We start from the raw sequence: 20,196 nt of genomic DNA on the forward strand, positions 1-20,196 counted from the left end.
ATGCTGATCGCACAGCGCCCGTCCCTCCTCGAGGAGTCGATCGAGGAGACCAGGTCCCGGTTCGTCATCGAGCCGCTGGAGCCGGGCTTCGGCTACACCATCGGCAACTCTCTGCGCCGCACGCTGCTGTCCTCCATCCCGGGGGCGGCGGTCACGAGCATCCGCATCGAGGGCGTGCTGCACGAGTTCTCGACCGTGCCCGGGGTCAAGGAAGACGTCACCGACATCATCCTGAACCTCAAGGCGCTGGTCGTCTCGTCCGAGCACGACGAGCCGGTCGTGATGTACCTCCGCAAGCAGGGCCCGGGTGAGGTCACCGCCGCCGACATCGCGCCGCCGGCCGGTGTCGAGGTGCACAACCCCGACCTGCACATCGCCACGCTGAACGGCAAGGCGAAGCTCGAGATGGAGCTGACCGTCGAGCGCGGTCGCGGCTACGTCTCGGCCGCCCAGAACAAGCAGCCCGGCCAGGAGATCGGTCGGGTTCCCGTCGACTCGATCTACTCGCCGGTTCTCAAGGTGACCTACAAGGTCGAGGCCACCCGAGTCGAGCAGCGCACCGACTTCGACCGTCTGATCCTGGACGTCGAGACCAAGCCGTCGATGAAGCCCCGCGACGCGGTGGCCTCCGCCGGCAAGACCCTGGTCGAGCTGTTCGGCCTGGCCCGCGAGCTCAACGTCGAGGCCGAGGGCATCGACATCGGCCCGTCGCCGACGGACGCGGCTCTCGCCGCCGACCTGGCGCTGCCGATCGAGGAGCTGAATCTCACGGTCCGCTCCTACAACTGCCTCAAGCGCGAGGGCATCCACACCGTGGGCGAGCTGGTCGCGCGCAGCGAGCAGGACCTTCTCGATATAAGGAATTTCGGCGCCAAGTCGATCGAAGAGGTCAAGCAGAAGCTGCACGAGATGACGCTCGCGCTCAAGGACTCCCCGCCCGGGTTCGACCCGACGGCCGTCGCCGGTGGCGACTACGACGACGACGACGCCCGTTACGTGGAGACCGAGCAGTACTGATCGGCTCCGGCTTCACCGCTTTTCTGACAACGGGAGCCTCGCCCGAGGCTCCCGGCCCGACTCCGGTACCTGATACGGCCGGAGCGGGTTATCCCAAAGGAGAACGACCATGCCCAAGCCAGCCAAGGGCGCACGTCTTGGTGGCAGCCCGGCTCACGAGCGGCTGATCCTGGCGAACCTCGCCACCCAGCTGTTCCAGCACGGCCGCATCCGCACCACCGAGACCAAGGCCAAGCGCCTCCGGCCCGTGGCCGAGCGCCTGATCACCAAGGCCAAGAAGGGCGACATCCACAACCGCCGCCAGGTCCTGGCCGTGGTCAAGGACAAGGGCGTCGTCCACCACCTGTTCACCGAGATCGCTCCGACCTTCGCCGAGCGTCCCGGTGGCTACACCCGCATCACCAAGCTCGGCCCGCGTAAGGGCGACAACGCCCCCATGGCGCTGATCGAGCTGGTGGCCGAGCCGCTGAACGCGGTCAGCGTTGGCCGCACGACGCCCGCCGCCGCGCCGGCCGCCGCCCCCGCCGAGGAGGTCGTCGAGCTCCCTGAGAACGACGTCACCGCGACGGAGACCGACGAGGCCCCGGCCGACAAGGTCGAGACCCCGGCCGACGAGGCTCCCGCCGACGAGAAGACCGAGTCCAAGAAGGACGAGGCCTGATCTTCGCCGTGGTAGCGCGGGGGGTTCTCCTCCCCGGCTGGTGATTGATCGTGAACGGGCCCAGCGCACCGACCGGTGTGCTGGGCCCTTCGCGTTGGCGGACCCCGCCATGGCGCGGGGGATGAGGATGGAACGGGCTGTACCGCCGGTCCTGGCGGTTCAAGCCCACTGGTGAGCGTTGTGAACGGTAGGAGAGGAGGCCGGACCGGCGTGGTGGAGACGACTGGACCGGAGACCGCGACGGGCAGGCTCCGGCTCGATCTGGCCTACGACGGCACGGATTTCTCCGGGTGGGCGCGCCAGCCGGGACGCCGGACCGTCCAGGGGGAGCTTGAAGCGGCGCTCGGCCGCGTCCTCCGCCTCGACCCCGCTCCGTCCCTGACCGTCGCCGGGCGTACGGACGCGGGGGTGCACGCGCGCGGTCAGGTGGCCCACGTGGATCTGCCCGCCGAGGCACTGAAGGCGGTCGAGGGCCGCAGGGCCGCTGCGCAGGAGCCCATGAGCACGGCTGAGCGGCTCTCTGCGCTCATGCGACGCCTTGCGGGCGTACTTCCCCAAGATGTGCGGGTTTACTCGGTCACAGAGGCCCCTGAGGGCTTCGACGCGCGCTTCTCCGCCCTGTCCCGGCGTTACGCCTATCGCGTCTGTGACGCTCCGGGAGGGGGGGACCCTCTGCGCAGGAGGGAGGTCCTCTGGCACGCCCGTCCGCTCGATATGGACCGCATGAACCAGGCCGCCGCGCGCCTGCTGGGGGAGCACGACTTCGCCGCGTTCTGCAAGAGGCGGGACGGCGCGACGACCATCCGGGAGCTCCAGCGGCTGGACTGGGTGCGGGACGACGCCGGGCTGCTCGTGGCCACCGTGGTCGCCGACGCCTTCTGCCACTCCATGGTGCGCGCCCTCGTGGGGTCCCTGCTCCCCGTCGGCGAGGGGCACCAGCCTGTGGAGTGGCCCGGGGAAGTGCTCGCCAACGGCGTACGGGCGGCTGGGGTGAACGTCGCCCCGGCGCACGGCCTGTGCCTGGAAGAGGTCCGCTACCCAGAGCCCGGCGAGCTGACCGGCCGCGCCCGGCTGACTCGCCGCGTACGCACGCTGGAGCGCTGACCGCAGGCGTCCGGTGTCAGCCGGTGACGCGCTTCTCGATCACGTGGGCGGTGTAGTCGCGGAAGGCGCCGCTCACCGGCCCGAGGTCCTTCTCCTGCCCGTTCGGCGTGTGGCCGTCGCTGTAGGTGGCGAAGCTGAAGACGATGTAGCGGCCCCAGACGAGCCCGGCGGCGTAACCACCGGAGATGTCGGCCTTGTCCGCGCCGCTACCCGTGTTGCCCGCGAGGCCGCGGAACCACACGGTCTTGGAGAGGTTCTTCTTCTTGTCCGCCGCCACGGCCGCTTCCTTGGTGGGGAACACGGCGATGCCCGTCGTGACCGCGTACTTCCGCTTGCTGTCGACGTAGGTGGCCCGCAGCACACGGCTGCACTTCTGGCGCTTGAGCGCCGTGGCGAACGTGCCCACGGCGACCTTGTCGCACTGGGCCGTGATGTTGACCTTGGTACGCGTGTACACGCGCCCTCCGACGCTCACGCGCTGCCGCGCGAACGCCTCCTTGAGCGTGAGCTTCTTCGGGTCGGTCTGCTCGGAGTTGAGCACGGTGGTCGCGGCGGGCGTCGGCTCGGCAGTGATCGACTCGTCGGGCTCGGGCAGATCGACGTCCACTGACGGAATGGGGGTCGGCAGGCTCACCGGCGCCGGGTCGTCGCTGTAGCTCCGGTAGCCGAAGAAGGCGGCCGTGCCGATGACGGCGACGGCCACCGCCACCGCGGCGGCCAGCACGACCTTCTTCCAAGAACCGCCCGCGGGTTTGGCGGTGCTGGGAGCGGGGGGCAGCTCGGGCCGGACGGCGCCCGGAGGGACGAACGGCGGGCGCTCGACCACCGGCGCGGACGGCGGCCTTTCCGCGTTGAAGGCGCTCGGCTTTGAGGTGCTGATGTTGGAGGGGCTCATATCGGAGGTGCTCGGGTTGGAGGCGCCGGACTTCGTGACGGCGGTCGAGGGGGAGCCCGGCCCGGACAGGCCGGTCAGCGGGGGAGGTCCGAGGGGCGAGAGGCTCCGCGGCGCCGGTGGAAGCGGTGTCCCGGGAGCCGGTGCGGGGGGAAGCCCACCGCCCGGAGAAGCCTGGAGGCCGGAAGCGCCCTGACCACCGGAGGTGCCTTGAACACCGGAGGCGCTTTGGACACCGGTGCCAGGGGTGCCTTGAACGCCCGTACCGGAGATGGCTTGGAGGCCGGTACCGGATGAGGATCCTGGCGCGGGTGGTCTGTGCGTGCCGGGCGCGGGCGAGAGCGCGTCGCTGGTGAGAGGCGCTGGTGGGAGCGGGGTGCCCGGAGCCGGTTTCGAGGGCCCGGACGCTGTCGATCCCCCCGCCGACGGGCTCGTCCCGGACGAGCCGGCCCCTGACGCGCCCGTACCGGATGAGCCGGTGCCCGGCGCGCCCGTACCGGACGCGGACGCGCCTTGGGGGGAAGACCCGGGAAGCGCGGGCAGGCTCACCGGAGCGGGAGGCAGCGGGGTGCCCGGCGCCGGCGCCGAAGGCTGGGAGGCGCCTGCCTTCGGCGGGGGGCCCGCCTGGGACCGGAGGATCGAAGGCAGGTTCCGCCGGGAGATCGTCGGCCCGGATGGGTCGGAGCCAGGTGATCCCGGCGGGGGCTCAGGGGCGGTGGCGGGCGCAGGGGGACGCGGCGCGGGGATGGAAGGTCCAGGCACCGGCGGAGGCGAGGGCGCGGGAATCGGAGGAGCCGGCCTCGGCCCGGGCCCAGGCTGCCCCGGCGGCGGAGGCGGCGGCGTGGACGGAGTCGAAGGAGTGGACGAACCAGATGGAGTGGAATCGGTGCCCTGAGGCGAACCTGCGAAGGCGGCGGAACCCGTGGCCGGAACGGAACCTGCACCTACGGACGGAGCAGCTGCGGACGGAGCCGAACCTGAGCCTGAAGCTGTGGACGGAGCCGAACCTGAGCCTGGACCTGCGGACGGAGCGGAACCTGAGCCTGAAGCTGCGGACGGAGCCGAACCTGAGCCTGGACCTGCGGACGGAGCAGAAGCCGGAGATGGGGACGTAGGAGCCAGATTCGCGGACGCACCAGAGGCTGTGGACTGACCAGAGGCCGTCAACGGCGAAGGAGTCGCGGCAGGAGAAGGCCAAGCCCCCTCCATCCCAAGCCCGCCCACCCCAGGCCCGTTCCCCCCAAGCGTCTCCGCGCCGGGGGCGCCTGTTCCAAGTGTGTCTGTTCTAGGCGTGTTCGCGGTGGGCTCGGCCGATCCACGCGGGTCCGTGCCCGGCGTATCTCTTGCGAGTCCGTCCGATCCAGATGCGTGCGGTCCGAGCGCGTCCGCTCTGGAACCTTCTGATGCGTGTGCCGCCGTGCTCGACGTTTCTGACGCGCGTACGTCCGTTCTGGCGGTGTCTGCGCCGTGCGTGGCCGTTCTGGAGGCGTCGCCTGCTGAAGCGGAAGGCAGGGCCGCACCGGCTGCCGGCATCTCATGCCGTCCCGTCTCGCCGGTGGACCCGGGCGTACGGGTGCCGGGGATGGTGGCCTCGCCCGAGAGCAGCCCGCCGGCCGACTGTGGCGCCGTCTGCCCGTGCTGCTCCTGCTCTCCTGGAGCAGGAAACGGCGGCCAGACCGGAATGTCACGTGCCACGAAGTTGGCGGTTCGCCGGGGTTCGGCGGGCGCTGCCTCGGATGGAGCCGAGGTCGGACGCTGGGCGTCCTGCGAAGCAGGGAAGGCAGGAGCGGCAGACGGGTCGTGGCCGGGTCGGACAGGACGGTCCGAGCCAGAAGAAGGGGCGAACGGCTCAGCGGGAGGTGCCTCCGTGGGAAAGGCGACCGGAGCCGCCCAGACACGCATCTCGCCGGGAGGTCTGTACGCCGGGTCGACGGCGGGATCCTGCGCGCCAGGCGCGTTCGGGCTGCTCGGTCCGGGCCATGGGTCCATGACCGGGCCTGGGCGTTGTGCCTCCGCGCTGTTCACGCCCTCCGAAGACCCCGCACCGCCCAGGCCTTCCGGCCTCATTCCACCGCTTAGGCCTTCGGCGTCCTGGTCGGGCAGGTCGGTGCGGCCGAACCAGTCGTACTCGGTGGGGAAACGCTCGGCGGGGTCCCACGGCTGGGCGTCCGGGCCGCCCCAGGGCGCGGGCCGCCGCGGCTGGTCAGTGGACGCGTCTTGGACCCGCGGCGTCTCCTTGGGGGAGTCGGGGTCCGTCACGCTCTGCTCGGTCCGCGGCACGGGTTTGTGCGCCTGCCCGAAGCTTGGGGGTGGCATCGGCGGAGCCCCCGAGCTATCGGTCTCGCGTTCGTGCTCGGATCCGGAATCCTGGCCACGCATACGCGGAAGCGTATCCACAGTCGGAGATCGGCATACCGCTATGGGCGTTTCCCGGTCTAGCTCGACGGCATGTTTGTCCGCTTAATGATGCATTTGGGCGGCTTTAGGGGTCAGTTGCCCCGCGCGCCGGTGAGGGCTCGGGTGTCGAGTGCGGAGAAGACGCTCGCCTCGGTGATGTCGATGGCCGCTCGGTTGAGAGCCTTCAGCTCCGCCTTGGTCGGTTTGTGCCCGTCCTTGTACTGGAACCAGAGCAGGACCAAATAGTGGCCCTGCGACCACGCGGTGGCATAGGAGTCGTTGCCGCTGCCGAGGAGCTTGGTCGCCGAGTCCTTCCCCGGAAGCGGGGTGACGTAGTCCTCCAGCTCGCCGCCCGTGCCCGCCTTGGCGGCCTTCTTGGCCGCGCTGGAGGTCTTGAGGTTGCCGACGCCGACGGTGCCGATGAGCTTGCCGGGGGCGTCGCGGAAGCTGGCCCGGAGGAACTGCGTGCACTGCCCCGCCGTCAGCGCCTTCTGCATGCCCGTGCCGTGCACGGCGTCCTTGCACTTCTTGTCGGCCCGCCGCACCGTCATCAGGTAGGAGCGACCGTGCGCGGTGACCTTCCTGTGGCCGAACAGCTCGTTGAGGGTGAGCGGCTGGGGGTCGCTCTTCCGCGAGGCGGTGTAGCCGTACTTGTCGGAGGGGCTGCCCACGAGGGGGACCTGCGCGGGCTGGCCCGTGCTGGCGGGGGCGGCCGTGCTCACGGGATCCTGGCCGCCGCCCAAGATGACGATGCCCGCGCCCGCCGCGACGATCAGGGCTACGACACCGCCCGCGACGAAGTACGGGGTGCGGGAGCGCCGCCGCCCGGAGGGCTCCTCCGGCTCGCGCCTCCGCCTCTCCATGGGGGGCTGGGACGGCGGCTTCTCGGTCTCCGGCGGCCGGTCGCTTCCGCGCTCCTCGAAGGAGCGGCTCTCGGTCTCCTGGAACGGACGGCTGCGCGGCTGCTGCCCGACATCGAAAGGGTTGCCCCGCGACGTCTCGAACGCGTGCCCCTGTGGTTGCGACGTCTCGAACGCGTGCCCCTGCGGTTGCGACGCCACGAACGGGCGGCTCGGCGGGGAGGACGTCTCGAACGCGCCCCTGGGCGCCTGCCACGCCTCGAACGGCCGGTCACCGCCAGGTGCGGCGGGGTCCCCGCCGAAGGACCGGCCCGCGCCGAACGCGGGCTCTCCTGCGCCGAATCCCTGGCCGCTCACGTGACCCGGGCCGGTGGTGCCGTGAGCGGGCGTGCCGTGAGCGGGCGTGCCCTGAGCGGGCGTGCCGGGGGCGGGGCCGAAGAGCGGGTCGTGGGCGAGGTCGCGCCGTGACCATGGCCGCTGACCAGGGTCGCGCTCCTCCACGGGAGGCCACGCCGACTCGGGAGCCTGCTCGTGCGGTTGCGCCTCGGGCCGGAGGTCACCGGTGGACTGAGGTGTCTCGTACGGGCGGTAAGGCTGGCGGCGTGGTTGACGATCCCCGGGGTAACCCATGCGCCGAGACTAGCCCGGCAGCGCGACATAACAGGTCAGGAATAGCCGAAGTCCTGCGTCCACCATGTGTCCCCGGAACCGTAGGCGACGCCAATGCCAACGGTCGTGATCTTGCAGTTGAGGATGTTGCGCCTGTGGCCGCTGTTGGCCATCCAGCCGCGTACGGCCTCGTCGGCCGACTCGTAGCCTCGGGCGATGTTCTCGGCGGCGCTGTTGGAGTACCCCGCGCGGGCCATGCGGTCCCAGGGGCTGCGGCCGTCGGGGCCGGTGTGGCCGAAATAGTTACGAGCGGCCATGTCGCGGCTGTGGGCGCGCGCGGACCGGGCGAGCCGCGAGTCGACCCTCAGGGGCGCGCACCCGGCGCGCATCCGCTCCCTGTTGGTGAGGTCGACCGCCGCCGCCTCCAGCTCGCCGGTGGGAGGGGCGTTCTCCTCGGTGTCGCCGCCCTGGCCGTCGCTCGCCGTGCCCACGGTCGTGCCGGCGGGAACCTCCGACCCCGAGCCCTCGATGGAGCTGTGCCGCCGGGTGGCCGTGGGCGTCGGGGTCGGCCTGGCCTGGCTCGTGGGAGGCGCGCTCGGACGCGACACGTGGCCGAGCGACGGGCGCTTGCCGTCGGCCTCGGCCTGGTGCTCGGGAGCCGCGAGGAGCCGGCTCGCGGAAGGCGCGGGGGTGCCGGTCTCCAGGTAGACCTCGTTGGTGGCCTTGGAGGTGTCGAGCTGTGAGATCACGACCCCTGCGAGCAGCGCCGCCGTCAGGCACGCCAAGAGACCCACGTGGGTCCGCCGACGGGGGAACCGCTGGGTGTGCCTGGGTCGGAGAGGCTGACACATACCGCTGCCAAATATAGAGAGGTCGGCTCATGTTAAAGAAGAGACGCGGGGGACTGGTTTTCGTTGAGGCATTGGTCCGGTCGCCGGTAGACTCGTCGTGCGGATCCGGTGTGACGTCCCTGCGTCGGTGCTTCGTTTTGACCCACGCCTGTCACAACCGGTAGTCTGCTGATTCGTTGTGTGCGATTGGTCCCTCGCGACCGATGCGCGGCGCGTCCGGCGTCATCTCCCTGCTCGTGGAGACGGAAGGTCTGGGCCTTGTCGTGCGCCCGCCCATGACCTACCGACAGATGTCAACCAGACAGAAGGCTTACCACCGTGCGCACGTTCACCCCTAAGTCCACCGACGTACAGCGTCAGTGGTACGTCATCGACGCCACCGACGTCGTGCTGGGTCGGCTGGCCACCCAGGTCGCCACGCTGCTCCGCGGTAAGCACAAGCCGATCTTCGCGCCGCACGTCGACACCGGTGACTTCGTCATCGTCATCAACGCCGACAAGGTGGCACTGACCGGCAACAAGCTGGAGCAGAAGAAGGCGTACCGCCACTCCGGCTACCCGGGCGGTCTGCGTTCCGTGTCCTACAAGGAGCTGCTCGAGAAGCGTCCCGACCGCGCCATCGAGAAGGCCGTGAAGGGCATGCTTCCCAAGAACTCCCTCGGCCGGAAGATGGCCAAGAAGCTCAAGGTCTACGCCGGTTCGGAGCACCCGCACCTGGCGCAGCAGCCGGTGACGTACGAGATCACCCAGATCGCCCAGTAGTCGCACACCGTTGGCCGACGGCTGACGCCAAGATCGAAAGTTAGAGGAGAACCGTGGCCGAGCCCACCGGTGTCGAGACGCCCATCGAGGGCGAGCTGGACATTGCGGACCACTCCGCTGAGGAGTTCCCGTCCGAGTACACCAGCGAGTCCGCTCCCAGCAGCGACGTCCCCGCGCGTAAGCCCATCACCACGGGCAACTCGTACGGCACCGGCCGTCGCAAGGAAGCCATCGCCCGCGTGCGCATCACGCCGGGCACCGGCAAGTGGACCATCGAGGGCCGCTCGCTGGACAACTACTTCCCGAACAAGGTCCACCAGCAGATCGTCAACGAGCCCTTCGTGACGCTCGGCGCCGAGGACCAGTTCGACGTCTTCGTCCGCATCGACGGTGGCGGCGTGACCGGTCAGGCCGGCGCCGTCCGCATGGGCCTCGCCCGTGCGCTCACCGCGCTGGACACCGAGGTCAACCGCGCGCCCCTGAAGAAGGCCGGCTTCCTCACCCGTGACTCCCGGATGAAGGAGCGCAAGAAGGCCGGTCTCAAGAAGGCCCGTAAGGCTCCGCAGTACAGCAAGCGTTGACAGGTCGCCTTTTCGGCACCGACGGGGTTCGTGGGGTCGCGGGTCGCGACCTCACGGCCGAGCTGGCCATGGACCTGTCGGTCGCGGCGGCTCACGTCCTCGGTGATGCCGGTGCGTTCGAGTCGAGCGTCGGGCGGCGTGGCCGCCCGGTCGCCGTCGTGGGCCGGGACCCGCGTGCCTCGGGAGAGTTTCTCGAGGCCGCGGTCGTCGCCGGCCTCGCGTCGTCCGGAGTGGACGTGCTGCGCCTAGGCGTGCTGCCCACCCCGGCCGTCGCCTATCTGACCTCCGCTCTCGGAGCCGACCTCGGGGTCATGCTGTCGGCGTCCCACAACCCCGCCCCGGACAACGGGATCAAGTTCTTCGCCCGCGGCGGCTTCAAGCTGCCCGACGCGGTCGAGAACGACATCGAGCAGCGGCTCGGCGAGAAGTGGAACCGCCCGGTGGGCGCGGCCGTCGGCCGGGTGCGTGACGCGTTCGGCGAGGCCGACCGTTACGTCTCCCATGTCCTGACGAGCATCCCGGGGCGCCTCGACGGCCTGCGGTTGATCGTCGACTGCGCCAACGGCGCCGCCCACATGGTCGCGCCCGAGGCGCTGCTGCGTGCCGGGGCCGTCGTCGAGACCATCGGCGCCTCGCCTGACGGCCTCAACATCAACGAGGGCGTGGGCTCCACCCACCTCGACGCGCTGCGCGAGGCCGTCGTGGAGCGCGGCGCCGACGCGGGCATCGCCTACGACGGCGACGCCGACCGCTGCCTGGCCGTGACGGCCTCGGGAGAGGTCGTGGACGGCGACCAGATCATGGCCGTCCTCGCGCTGGCCATGCGCGCGAGCGGCTCCCTGGTGAAGAACACCGTCGTCGCCACGATCATGTCGAACCTCGGCTTCAAGATCGCATTGAAGAAGGCCGGGCTGACCATGGTCGAGACGGCCGTCGGTGACCGTTACGTGCTGGAGGCCATGAAGGCCGGGGGCTTCAACCTCGGTGGCGAGCAGTCGGGTCACGTCGTGATGCTCGACCACGCCACCACGGGTGACGGGCTCCTGACCTCGCTGCACCTGCTCGCCGAGGTGGCACGCTCGGGCCGTTCCCTTGAGGACCTGGCGTCGGTCATGACCCGGCTTCCCCAGATTCTGGTGAACGTCAGGGACGTCTCCAAGGCGAAGGCGGCGACGTCCGAGGAGCTGGCCGCCGCGGTGGCCGCCGCCGAGAAGTCGCTCGGCGACGCAGGGCGGGTCGTCATCCGTCCCAGCGGCACCGAGCCGATGGTGCGCGTGATGGTCGAGGCCGAGTCCCAGGACGAGGCCGAGCTCATCGCGCACCGGCTGGCCGACGTCGTGCGCACGGCCTGCGCCTGAGCGTCCGTAGTCACGAACCACGCGAAAGACAAGGCGGGGTCCTCACTGAGGACCCCGCCTTGTCGCGTTCCCAGCGTTCCCAGCGTTCCCAGCGTTCCCAGCGTTCCCAGCGTTCCTGTGCCGGTCGGCTCAGCCGTGGGCGCGCAGCGCGGCGGCGAACCACTCGAACGCCGGGGCGCTGGACGGAAACGGCGCCCGGCCGTTGAGCACGCCCATCAGCTTCCAGTAGCGCTCCACCCGCCGGTCGGTGAACGTCTCGACCTGGGCGGCCAGCCGGGCGCGCTCCTCGGCCGGCATGCCGGCGTCGACGATCTGGTCCAGGATCAGCCTGCCCTCCGGCGAGCCTGGGGCGACGCCCGCGGCGACCGCGCCCCCCGCGTGCTCGATCACCGGCGCGGGGTCGTACGACGGCCGCTCGCCGGCCTCGGCGCCCGCCAGCGCCATCTGGCGCACGCGCCGCCCGAAGGACTCGTCGGCGACGAGGCGGGCGAGCTCCGCCCACGCCTCAGCCTGCTCGGCGCCGGGCTCGTCCGGCGAGTCCGCGGGGAGTTGGCGCATGCCCTGGGCGACGTGGGCTCCGGGCGCCCCGGGGTCGACACCGGCGAAGGCCCGGCCGACGAAGTCGTCGATGATCTGCCGGCGCTCTCGCGCGGACGGCGTGGTCGGTATGGTCACGTTTCTCGTCTCCTCGGTGGATGATGCGGGCGGCCCGCGGGCGCGCCCCAAGGGCCAACCCTGCATCCTCCAGTTGGTGGAGACTCAAGCCCATCCCACGCACCGGCCCCGGGAATGCGGCGCCGAGGACGGATCGCCGGGCGAGCGATGTGATTTAGGGTGACTGCTCGTGGTCCACAGGCACAGGCATCAGTTGATCGCCCTCATCTCGCTCGTCGCGGGAGCGCTGTCGACGTGGATGCTGTCCGCCACCGGCACGGACGGGGACTTCTTCCGCTCGCTGATGTATCCCTGGCTGTGCGCGGCGGTCCTGCTGGGCGGGGTGGTCCTCGGGGTCTTCGTCTCGGTCAGGAGCGCCGTGGCGATCCTGGTGCCGTTCGCGGCTCCGCAGCCCCTCGTGGCCCTCTGGGAGGGCATGGGCCCGGGCCCGGAGGGCAACGGCCTGTGGGTGCTCGGCTTCGTCACCTCGACGGTGCTGATGGTGTTCTCGATCGGCTGCGTGGCGATAGGCGTATGCGTCCGCCTGATGTTCCGCCGCTGAGGCGGACGACGCCTACTCGTCGCCCGTCAGAGAGAGGGAGCGGAGGCGCTGGCCGGCCCAGATGACCGAGCCGATGGTGACGATCAGCACGGCGGGCACCGCGAATCCCATGCCCACCGACGCCTTGAAGAAGGACGAGTCGCTGATCTGGGCGGCGAAGGTCTGCGCCCACTGCTGGATGGAGAAGTTGCGCGCCCCGGGCACGTAGCCGCCGACGAGGTTCTCCCACACCACCGCGTAGATGATGCCGATCGTCACGGCGTGCCGGGTGACGACGCCGAGGAGCAGGAACACCGCCGCGTACGCGATGCCGCCGATCAGGGCGCCCAGCGCGAAGCCGGACGCGATGCCGGCCTCGTCGCGTACCAGGACGTACCCGGCGATGAACGTCGGGACGGCGGCGAAGACCGCGAGCATCGAGGCGGCCACCAGGAACTTCGTGGTGGCGATCACGGGTCGGGAGATCGGCTTGGACAGCAGGTGGATGATCGTGCCGTCGTCGATCTCGGGCGCGATCGTGCCCGTGCCCGCGATCAGCCCGAGCAGCGGGAGCATGGTGCCGATCGCGTAGACCTGCATGAGCGTGATCGCGGCCTTCTCGTCCGTGCTGCCGACGGCGCGCAGGAGCACGGCCAGCCCGATCAGCACGACCGGGAGCAGGATCAGCAGCAGCACCCTGCGGCGCCCGAGCACGGCGCGGTAGGTGATGCCGGCGACGACGGAGTTCATCGGATGCTCCGGGTGATGGGGTCGGCGTGGGTCGGCGGGTGTTCCGGGAGGCGCGGGTCGGTCATCGGGTGCTCCCGGAGATCAGGTAGGAGAAGACGCTCTCCAGGTCTTCATCGGCTGGGGAGACCTGCCATACGGTGACCCCGGCGTCGCGGGCGACCCGGGGGAGCAGCCAGGTGAACCTGCGGAAGTCCACGGCCTGCACCTCCAGCCCGGCCGCCCCGAGGGACACGGCCCCCGAGGAGGCGTCGGCGATCAGGGCGGCGGCCAGGCGCCGGTCGTCGCTGGAGCGCACGTGGAACAGGTGCGGCCGGTCGGTCATGCGACGGCGGATCTCCCGGAAGTCGCCCGAGGCGGCGTGGCGCCCCGCCACGAGGACCTCGATCTGCTGGGCGACCCGCTCGACCTCCTCCAGGATGTGGGAGCTGAACAGGATGGTGCGGCCGGCGGCGCCGAGCTCCCTGACCAGGTCCATCAGGTGGAGGCGCTGGCGCGGGTCCATGCCGTTGAACGGCTCGTCCAGGAGCAGCACCTGCGGGTCGTGGACCAGCGCGGCGGCGACCTTGACCCGCTGGCGCATGCCCTTGGAGTAGGTCTCGATGCGCCGCTCCTTGGCGGACTCCATCTCGACCATCGCGAGGGCCTTGGCGGCGGCGTCCTCGGGGGAGGGCAGGCGGTGCAGGCGGGCGCTGGACAGTACGAACTGCCAGCCGGTGAGGAACCCGTAGACCGCCTCGCGCTCGGGGACCAGCCCGATGGACCGGTAGATCTGGTGGTTGCGCCAGATCGGCTTCCCGTCGAGCGTGGCGGTGCCGGTGGAGGGGGCGAGGAACCCGGCCATCATGTGCAGCAAGGTCGACTTGCCGGCGCCGTTCGGGCCGAGCAGGCCGGTCACGCCGGGCCCCACCGTCATCGTGACGTCGTTGACCGCGACCACGTTGCCGTACCAGCGGGAGACCTGTCCCAGTTCGATGTTCACGATGAGGCCGCCTTGCGGTAGCGGAGGACGAGGGCGGCCACGCACAGGCCGATCACCGCCAGCACGGCGAGGGCGGCGATCGGGCCGCCCACCCCGGGCGGGTAGCCGCCGCCGTTGTTGGGGATGGTGCCGAACAGCCACACCTGCACGGCGTCGATCAGGAAGAACGGGTTGATCAGCCATGCCCACGCGGCCGCGGCGTCACGGCTCACCGACATCAGCACTCCAGCGAGCACCGCTGAGATCGCCGACGACAGCAGGTAGGCCGCGATCACCGACGCGACGCCGAGCCCGCGCCGGGGCGTGAAGGAGGCCAGCGCCACTCCGACCGAGGCCAGCAGCACGGCGTAGACCACGGAGGTGGCCAGGGCCGCGAGGTAGTCGTGGGTGTGCGGCGGCCCCGGCAGGTCGACGAGCAGCTCGCCCGCGTAGAGCACGGTCAGGGGCACCGCGATCAGCAGGAACAGCGCGAGGGTCATGGCGGCGAGCTTGGCCGCGACGTAGTCCCCCGTGGTGGTCGGCCGCGAGAGGTACAGCGGCAGCACCCGGAACCGGAGGTCGGGAGCCACCAGGTAGGGCGACTGCGCGGCCAGGAAGACGGCGAGGACGGCCTGCATCGTCACGGCGTACGACGGGTAGGCGATGGCCCGCTGCTTGATCATGGCCATCACGGCGATCGACACGATCGCGGGAAGCATCATGACCGCGGCCAGCAGGAACGGCATGATCTTGGCCCGCGCGGTGCGGCCGAGCCCGAAGAGGCCGCGCAGGCTGTGCACGGTGAGCGCGGTCAGCGCGTGGCCACGGCCGAGCCTCGGGCCGTCGTAGTGGCGGTAGCCGATGTCGTGGATGACGCCCGTGGGCGTCGCCGGGGTGGCCGACGCCGGCGCGGAGACGGGCTCAGACATGCGACACCTCCTGACGGAAGACGTCCTCGATGCGGTGCCGGCCCTGTTCGAGGCGTACCAGGCACAGGTCGAGGTCGCACACGGCGTCGCGGACGACGTCGAACGTGTCCGGCGCGCCGACGTCGACCGTCAGCAGCCGGCCGTGCAGCGTGACCTGCCGCCCCGCCGCCGTGAGCCGCTCGGCGAGGGCCTCCTGGCCCTCCTCGACCTCGACGGTGATCGACTGGGTGACCTGCGTGAAGTCCTCGATGGAGGAGGAGCGCAGCAGGCGCCCCCCGTCGATGACGATGACGTTGTCGCACACCCGCTCGAGCTCGCCGAGCAGGTGGGAGGTGACGACCACGCTGATGCCGAACTCGGTGCCGATGCGCCGGATCAGGCCGAGCATGTCGTCGCGGCCCTGCGGGTCGAGGCCGTTGGTCGGCTCGTCCAGGAAGACGAGCCGCGGGTCGTGCACCAGGGCCTGGGCCAGCTTCACGCGCTGCCGCATGCCGGTGGAGTAGCCGCCGATGGGCCGGTAGCGCTCCTCGTACAGGCCGACGTGGCGCAGGGTGTCGGCGGCGCGCTCGCGCGCGGCGCTGCGCGGCAGGCCGGACATCTGGGCCATGTGGACCGTGAACTCGGTCGCGGACATGTCGGGCGGGAGGCAGTCGTGCTCGGGCATGTAGCCGACGGCCCGCCGGATGTCGAGAGCCTGGGTGGCCGGGCTCAGGCCGAGGACCGTGGCGCTTCCCTCGGTCGGGGGGAGCAGGCCGAGCAGGAGCTTGATGAGGGTGGACTTCCCCGCGCCGTTGGCGCCGACCAGGCCGGTGACGCCCGACCCAGCGCTGATGGTGAGGCGGTCGAGCGCCGTCACGCGGGGAAAGCGCTTGGTGAGTCCCTCGGTGGCGAGGATGGTCATGGCCTGGACACTATCCAAGGGTCTGACCGGAGTTCCTCCCTCACACGGAGGAATTCCCCCTCATCCGCCGGACGGGGGGGCCGGCACCAGGGGGTCAGCCCTAGGTGCGGCGCAGGCGGATGCGGCGGACGGAGTGGGTCGAGTTCTTGTGCAGCACGAGGCCCGCCCGGCCGCGTGTGGGGGCGATGTTCTCGATCAGGTTGCGCTCGTTGACGTCACGCCAGACGTTCCTCGCGAACCGCGTCGCCTCCTCGTCCGACAGCTCGGCGATGTAGGTGAAGTACGACTTGGGGTCGGCGAAGGCCGTGCGGCGGAGCTTGTGGAACCGCTCGACGTACCAGGAACGGATGTCCTCCACCTTGGCGTCGACGTAGATCGAGAAGTCGAAGTAGTCGTTGACCGCCAGGGCCGCCGGAGGGGCGGGCTGCAGCACGTTGAGGCCCTCGACGATCAGGATGTCGGGCCGCCGTACGGTCTGGACGGCCCCCGGGACGATGTCGTACTCCAGGTGGCTGTAGACCGGCGCGTTGACCTCGGGGACCCCGGCCTTCACGTCGGCGACGAAGCGGACCAGCGCCCGGCGGTCGTAGCTCTCGGGGAAGCCCTTGCGGTCGGTGATGCCGCGATCCTCCAGCACCTTGTTGGGGTACAGGAAGGAGTCGGTGGTGATCAGGTCGACCCGGGGGTGCTCTGGCCAGCGCGCGAGCAGGGTGTGCAGCAGCCGGGCCGTGGTGGACTTGCCCACCGCGACGCTGCCCGCGATGCCGAGGATGTACGGCGGGGGCTCCTGGTCGTCGCCGAGGAAGGTGTTCAGCGCCGCGCTGCGCTGCCGCGCGCCCATGAAGTGCAGGTTGAGCAGGCGCGTCAGCGGGAGGTAGATGTCGGTGACCTCGGCCAGGTCGATGGGGTCCTCGACGCCGCGCAGCTCCTCCAGCTCCTCGGCCGTGAGGGTGAGAGGCGTGTTCCTTCGCAGGGCCCGCCACTGCTCGCGGCTGAGCTCGACATACGGGTTCGGTGCCTCCATGGGCGCAAACTCTACTGAGCGTTCACCCTACGGCCGCCGGGGGGCCGGTGTGAGGGAAGATGGGCCCCGTGAACCACGCCGCCCACGCGCCCGCCTCGCCCCGCGCCGGCTCGTCGCGGAGGCCTCGCCCGTGATCGTGGGCATCGGGGTGGACCTCGTCGACATCGCCCGTTTCGAGGCGGCCATGAAGCGCACGCCCGCGCTGGCGGAGCGGCTGTTCACCGATGCCGAGGCAGGGCTTCCCGCCGCCTCGCTGGCCGCCCGGTTCGCCGCCAAGGAGGCGGTGGCCAAGGCGCTGGGCGCGCCGCCCGGCCTCGGCCACCGGGAGGCGGAGGTCACCACGGCCGCCCACGGCCGTCCCGAGCTCCGGGTGAGCGGCCGGGCCGCCGAGGTGGCGGCTGAGCTCGGCGTGCGCCGGTGGCACCTGTCCCTCAGCCACGACGGCGGGTTCGCCGTCGCCTACGTCATCGCGGAGGGCTGACGGCCGGGGTCCGAGGGAAGCCGGGCGGCCGTACGGCGGGTGGCCTTCTCGCCGATGATCGGGGAGAGCTAGATTCGGTGGGATGCTGACCGCGTACACGTCCGACGAGATCAGGGCGGCCGAACGGGCGCTGATGGCGCGCCTCCCGGAGGGCACGCTCATGCGGCGCGCCGCCACAGGGCTGGCCGTCACCTGCGTGAAGGCCCTTCCCCGCGTGTACGGCTCGCGCGTGGTGCTGCTCATCGGCAGCGGCGACAACGGCGGCGACGCGCTGTACGCGGGGGCTCGGCTCGCCCGCAGGGGCGCACGGGTGCACGCGGTCCTCGCGGGGCAGAAGACCCACGAGGGCGGCCTCACCGAGCTGCGCCGCGCGGGCGGCAGGACCCTGGACCTGCGCGAGACGCACGCCGAGGGCTCCGCGAAGGGCCTGCGGACCGATCCGGCGCTCGTCGACATGATCGACGAGGCCGACCTCATCCTCGACGGCCTGGTGGGCATCGGCGGCACCGGGCCGCTGCGCGAGCCGTACGCGACGCTGGCCAGGATGAGCGCGGAGGCTCCCGGCGTCGTCGTCGCGGTGGACGTGCCGAGCGGGGTGGACGCGAGCACCGGCGAGGTCGAGGGCGACGCGGTGCGCGCGCACCTCACCGTCACTTTCGGGGCCGTCAAGGCGGGCCTGCTGATCGACCCGGGGGCGAGCCACGCGGGCAGCCTCCAGGCGGTGGACATCGGGCTCGGCCCGTACCTCCCCGACCCCGGTGTGGTCGCGCTCACCGATCCCGACGTCGCCGACCGGCTGCCGCGCCCCGATCCCGAGTCGAACAAGTACCGCAGGGGCGTGGTCGGCATCGTCGCGGGCAGCGACCGTTTCACCGGCGCCGCCGTGCTGGCGGTGGGTGGCGCCGTACGGGCGGGCGCCGGGCTGGTGCGCTTCGCGAGCGCCGCGGAGGCGGTCCAGCAGGTGCGCGCCAAGTGGCCGGAGGCGGTGACCAAGATCGTCACGCCCGAGGAGGGGATGAGTGAGGTCGGCCGGGTCCAGGCGTGGGTGGTCGGCCCGGGCATGGGCACCGACGACGGCGCGCTCGCGCTCGCGAGATCGGTGCTCGACAGCGACGTCCCCGCACTCGTGGACGCCGACGGGCTGACCCTCGCCACGCGCGACCGCTCGCTCCTGCGGCGCTCGGCGCCCACGCTCATCACGCCCCACACTGGCGAGCTGGGCCGCCTGCTGGAGGTGTCCCCCGAGGAGATCGAGGCGCGCAGGCTGCACTACGCCCGCCGCGCCGCCGAAGAGCTCGGCGTGACCGTACTGCTCAAGGGGTCGACTACTCTGGTCGCTGAGCAGGGCAGGCCGGTCCGCGTGAACCTCACGGGCACCCCCTGGCTGGCCACGGGCGGTACGGGCGACGTGCTCGCCGGCATCGCAGGAGCCCTCCTCGCCGCGGGTCTCGGCTGTTACGACGCCGGCTCGTGCGCGGCCTACGTGCACGGTCTGGCGGCCCGGGCGGCGGCGGGAGGCCCCGAGGGCGGCGAGGCGCCCATCGCGGCCCTGGACGTCGCTCTGGAGCTGCCCGGCGCGATCCGCGCGCTCACGGCGGGCATCTGATGCGAACGCTCCTGCCCCTGGCGGCGGTGTGACCCGTGTCATGACCGCCACCGCGGGCTTGACGGTGAACCGGCCCTGGCACCGGCACGCGACTGCGAGACTGAGAGGGTGAGTTTCCCCATCGACGGTTCCCTCGTCACGCCTGCCCAGGCCAGGGTGGATCTCTCGGCGATCAGGCACAACGTGGCGGTTCTGCGCGGGCACGCCCCTGGCGCCGAGATGATGGTCGCGGTGAAGGCCGACGCCTACGGGCACGGCCTGGTGCCCTGCGCCCGCGCGGCCCTTGAGGCCGGCGCCTCGCGTCTCGGCACGGCTTACATCCAGGAGGCGCTCGACCTGCGCGCCGCCGGTGTGAGCGCGCCCATCCTGTCGTGGATCGTCACTCCGGGCGAGCCCCTCGACGACGCCGTGGCGGCGGCCGTAGAGCTGTCGGCCGGCGCGCCGTGGCTGGTCGACGACATCGCGGCCTCCGCCCGCCGCGCCGGGCGCACGGCCCGCGTGCACCTCAAGATCGACACAGGCATCTCCCGGGGGGGCGCCACCGCGAAGGGGTGGCCCGAGCTGGTCGAGCGGGCGCTCGCGGCCCAGGCCGAGGGGACGATCGAGATCGTGGGGCTGTGGTCCCACCTCGCCTGCGCGGACATCCCCGGGCATCCCTCGATCGGGCTCCAGCTCGCCGCGTTCGAGGAGGCCCTCGCGGTCGCGGAGAAGGCCGGGGTGAGCGGGTCTCACGTCCTGCGCCACATCGCGAACTCCGCCGCCACGGTGACGCTTCCCGAGGCGCACTACGACATGGTCCGTCCCGGCATCGCGGTGTACGGGCTCAGCCCGATCCCCGAGCTCGGCGACTTCGGCCTGCGGCCCGCGATGACCCTCAGCGCGCGCATCGCGATGGTGAAGCGCGTCCCCGCCGGCACCGGCGTGTCCTACGGGCACCTCTACACCACCGAGCGCGAGACCACGCTGGCCCAGGTGCCCCTCGGGTACGCCGACGGGGTGCTGCGGGGGGCGACCAACCGGGCGGAGGTCATGGTGGCGGGCAGGCGGCGCACGGTCGCCGGGCGGGTATGCATGGACCAGTTCATGATCGATGTGGGTGACGACCAGGTGGACGAGGGCGACGAGGTCATCCTGTTCGGCCCGGGCACCGGCGGCGAGGCCACCGCACAGGAGTGGGCGGATTCCCTCGGCACGATCACTCATGAGATCGTGACCAGGATTGGTTCTCGCGTGCCGCGCGTTTACCGGTAAGAGGAGGTC

General features: G+C 71.3%; 20 protein-coding genes. 11 read left to right on the forward strand and 9 right to left on the reverse strand.

The genetic code is table 11. From position 1 onward, the window contains the following. The 3 genes from OG589_RS42640 to truA all read left to right on the forward strand — a co-directional run bounded on the left by OG589_RS42640 (position 1) and on the right by truA (position 2,782). The gene (locus tag OG589_RS42640) at positions 1 to 1,017 is read left to right on the forward strand and encodes a DNA-directed RNA polymerase subunit alpha (RefSeq protein ID WP_114032755.1); all 1,017 of its coding nucleotides are present in this window, start codon (positions 1 to 3) and stop codon (positions 1,015 to 1,017) included. A 109-nt stretch (positions 1,018 to 1,126) separates the two neighbouring features. Then, complete coding sequence (rplQ, locus tag OG589_RS42645; RefSeq protein WP_405144572.1) at positions 1,127 to 1,678, forward strand: 50S ribosomal protein L17; 552 nt, start codon at positions 1,127 to 1,129, stop codon at positions 1,676 to 1,678. 210 nt (positions 1,679 to 1,888) lie between these two features. Beyond that, complete coding sequence (truA, locus tag OG589_RS42650; RefSeq protein WP_405144573.1) at positions 1,889 to 2,782, forward strand: tRNA pseudouridine(38-40) synthase TruA; 894 nt, start codon at positions 1,889 to 1,891, stop codon at positions 2,780 to 2,782. Between the two features lie 16 nt (positions 2,783 to 2,798). Here truA and OG589_RS42655 read toward each other — a convergent pair whose 3' ends face one another. Further along, on the reverse strand, positions 2,799 to 3,677 hold the full coding sequence (locus OG589_RS42655; protein ID WP_405144575.1) for a hypothetical protein: 879 nt from the start codon (positions 3,675 to 3,677) through the stop codon (positions 2,799 to 2,801). Positions 3,678 to 4,348: 671 nt separating this feature from the next. On the opposite strand from OG589_RS42655, the gene OG589_RS42660 reads away from it, so the two are divergent. After that, entirely contained in the window at positions 4,349 to 4,789 is a 441-nt protein-coding gene (locus OG589_RS42660; protein WP_405144576.1) for a hypothetical protein, read from the forward strand. Positions 4,790 to 6,163: 1,374 nt separating this feature from the next. Here the strand turns inward: OG589_RS42660 and OG589_RS42665 are convergent. Continuing rightward, positions 6,164 to 7,561 (reverse strand): hypothetical protein, encoded by a 1,398-nt coding sequence (locus OG589_RS42665; RefSeq protein ID WP_405144578.1) that lies wholly within the window; start codon positions 7,559 to 7,561, stop codon positions 6,164 to 6,166. 35 nt (positions 7,562 to 7,596) lie between these two features. Beyond that, positions 7,597 to 8,334 (reverse strand): CAP domain-containing protein, encoded by a 738-nt coding sequence (locus tag OG589_RS42670; RefSeq protein WP_405144580.1) that lies wholly within the window; start codon positions 8,332 to 8,334, stop codon positions 7,597 to 7,599. Positions 8,335 to 8,709: 375 nt separating this feature from the next. On the opposite strand from OG589_RS42670, the gene rplM reads away from it, so the two are divergent. The 3 genes from rplM to glmM are packed head-to-tail and all read left to right on the forward strand — an operon-like array spanning position 8,710 to position 11,092. Further along, a complete protein-coding gene (rplM, locus tag OG589_RS42675) occupies positions 8,710 to 9,153 on the forward strand; it encodes a 50S ribosomal protein L13 (RefSeq protein WP_405144581.1) in 444 nt (147 codons plus the stop codon). A 53-nt stretch (positions 9,154 to 9,206) separates the two neighbouring features. Continuing rightward, entirely contained in the window at positions 9,207 to 9,734 is a 528-nt protein-coding gene (rpsI, locus tag OG589_RS42680) for a 30S ribosomal protein S9 (protein ID WP_405144583.1), read from the forward strand. Beyond that, positions 9,731 to 11,092: a phosphoglucosamine mutase gene (gene glmM / locus OG589_RS42685; protein WP_405144584.1), complete on the forward strand. Its 1,362-nt coding sequence runs from the start codon at positions 9,731 to 9,733 to the stop codon at positions 11,090 to 11,092. Before rpsI ends, glmM begins: the two co-directional genes overlap by 4 nt. A gap of 129 nt (positions 11,093 to 11,221) precedes the next feature. Here the strand turns inward: glmM and OG589_RS42690 are convergent, their stop codons facing one another. Beyond that, entirely contained in the window at positions 11,222 to 11,767 is a 546-nt protein-coding gene (locus OG589_RS42690) for a hypothetical protein (RefSeq protein WP_405144586.1), read from the reverse strand. Positions 11,768 to 11,960: 193 nt separating this feature from the next. Between OG589_RS42690 and OG589_RS42695 the strand changes: the two genes are divergently transcribed. Continuing rightward, positions 11,961 to 12,308, forward strand: coding sequence for a hypothetical protein (locus OG589_RS42695; RefSeq protein ID WP_405144587.1), 348 nt, complete (start codon positions 11,961 to 11,963; stop codon positions 12,306 to 12,308). A 12-nt stretch (positions 12,309 to 12,320) separates the two neighbouring features. On the opposite strand, the gene OG589_RS42700 is transcribed toward OG589_RS42695, so the two are convergent. From OG589_RS42700 to coaA, 5 genes are all read right to left on the reverse strand, one after another. Next, complete coding sequence (locus tag OG589_RS42700) at positions 12,321 to 13,037, reverse strand: ABC transporter permease (RefSeq protein ID WP_405144589.1); 717 nt, start codon at positions 13,035 to 13,037, stop codon at positions 12,321 to 12,323. Between the two features lie 61 nt (positions 13,038 to 13,098). After that, the gene (locus OG589_RS42705) at positions 13,099 to 14,016 is read right to left on the reverse strand and encodes an ABC transporter ATP-binding protein (RefSeq protein WP_405144591.1); all 918 of its coding nucleotides are present in this window, start codon (positions 14,014 to 14,016) and stop codon (positions 13,099 to 13,101) included. Beyond that, a complete protein-coding gene (locus tag OG589_RS42710) occupies positions 14,013 to 14,924 on the reverse strand; it encodes an ABC transporter permease (protein ID WP_405144592.1) in 912 nt (303 codons plus the stop codon). The genes OG589_RS42705 and OG589_RS42710 overlap by 4 nt, the downstream gene beginning before the upstream one ends. Beyond that, positions 14,917 to 15,825 carry an ABC transporter ATP-binding protein gene (locus OG589_RS42715; protein WP_405144594.1) on the reverse strand — a complete coding sequence of 303 codons (909 nt, stop codon included), beginning with the start codon at positions 15,823 to 15,825 and terminating at the stop codon, positions 14,917 to 14,919. The genes OG589_RS42710 and OG589_RS42715 overlap by 8 nt, the downstream gene beginning before the upstream one ends. 100 nt (positions 15,826 to 15,925) lie before the next feature. Beyond that, positions 15,926 to 16,849, reverse strand: coding sequence for a type I pantothenate kinase (coaA, locus tag OG589_RS42720; protein ID WP_405144595.1), 924 nt, complete (start codon positions 16,847 to 16,849; stop codon positions 15,926 to 15,928). A gap of 130 nt (positions 16,850 to 16,979) precedes the next feature. Between coaA and OG589_RS42725 the strand changes: the two genes are divergently transcribed. The 3 genes from OG589_RS42725 to alr all read left to right on the forward strand — a co-directional run bounded on the left by OG589_RS42725 (position 16,980) and on the right by alr (position 20,187). Then, positions 16,980 to 17,330: a holo-ACP synthase gene (locus tag OG589_RS42725; RefSeq protein WP_405144597.1), complete on the forward strand. Its 351-nt coding sequence runs from the start codon at positions 16,980 to 16,982 to the stop codon at positions 17,328 to 17,330. Between the two features lie 82 nt (positions 17,331 to 17,412). Beyond that, positions 17,413 to 18,936: an NAD(P)H-hydrate dehydratase gene (locus tag OG589_RS42730; RefSeq protein ID WP_405144599.1), complete on the forward strand. Its 1,524-nt coding sequence runs from the start codon at positions 17,413 to 17,415 to the stop codon at positions 18,934 to 18,936. A 108-nt stretch (positions 18,937 to 19,044) separates the two neighbouring features. After that, on the forward strand, positions 19,045 to 20,187 hold the full coding sequence (gene alr, locus OG589_RS42735) for an alanine racemase (RefSeq protein WP_405144601.1): 1,143 nt from the start codon (positions 19,045 to 19,047) through the stop codon (positions 20,185 to 20,187). Positions 20,188 to 20,196 lie beyond the last annotated feature (9 nt).

Origin of the sequence: Sphaerisporangium sp. NBC_01403, from assembly GCF_045040145.1 — a bacterium.
GTDB lineage: Bacteria > Actinomycetota > Actinomycetes > Streptosporangiales > Streptosporangiaceae > Sphaerisporangium > Sphaerisporangium viridialbum.

Coding starts and splice junctions, on each gene's coding strand:
- OG589_RS42730 (WP_405144599.1), top strand. CDS start 17,413: ATGCTGACCGCGTACACGTCCGACGAGATCAGGGCGGCCGAACGGGCG.
- OG589_RS42660 (WP_405144576.1), top strand. CDS start 4,349: ATGGGTCGGAGCCAGGTGATCCCGGCGGGGGCTCAGGGGCGGTGGCGG.
- OG589_RS42710 (WP_405144592.1), bottom strand. CDS start 14,924: ATGTCTGAGCCCGTCTCCGCGCCGGCGTCGGCCACCCCGGCGACGCCC.
- OG589_RS42715 (WP_405144594.1), bottom strand. CDS start 15,825: ATGACCATCCTCGCCACCGAGGGACTCACCAAGCGCTTTCCCCGCGTG.
- OG589_RS42665 (WP_405144578.1), bottom strand. CDS start 7,561: ATGGGTTACCCCGGGGATCGTCAACCACGCCGCCAGCCTTACCGCCCG.
- OG589_RS42640 (WP_114032755.1), top strand. CDS start 1: ATGCTGATCGCACAGCGCCCGTCCCTCCTCGAGGAGTCGATCGAGGAG.
- coaA (WP_405144595.1), bottom strand. CDS start 16,849: ATGGAGGCACCGAACCCGTATGTCGAGCTCAGCCGCGAGCAGTGGCGG.
- OG589_RS42655 (WP_405144575.1), bottom strand. CDS start 3,677: ATGAGCCCCTCCAACATCAGCACCTCAAAGCCGAGCGCCTTCAACGCG.
- rplQ (WP_405144572.1), top strand. CDS start 1,127: ATGCCCAAGCCAGCCAAGGGCGCACGTCTTGGTGGCAGCCCGGCTCAC.
- OG589_RS42700 (WP_405144589.1), bottom strand. CDS start 13,037: ATGAACTCCGTCGTCGCCGGCATCACCTACCGCGCCGTGCTCGGGCGC.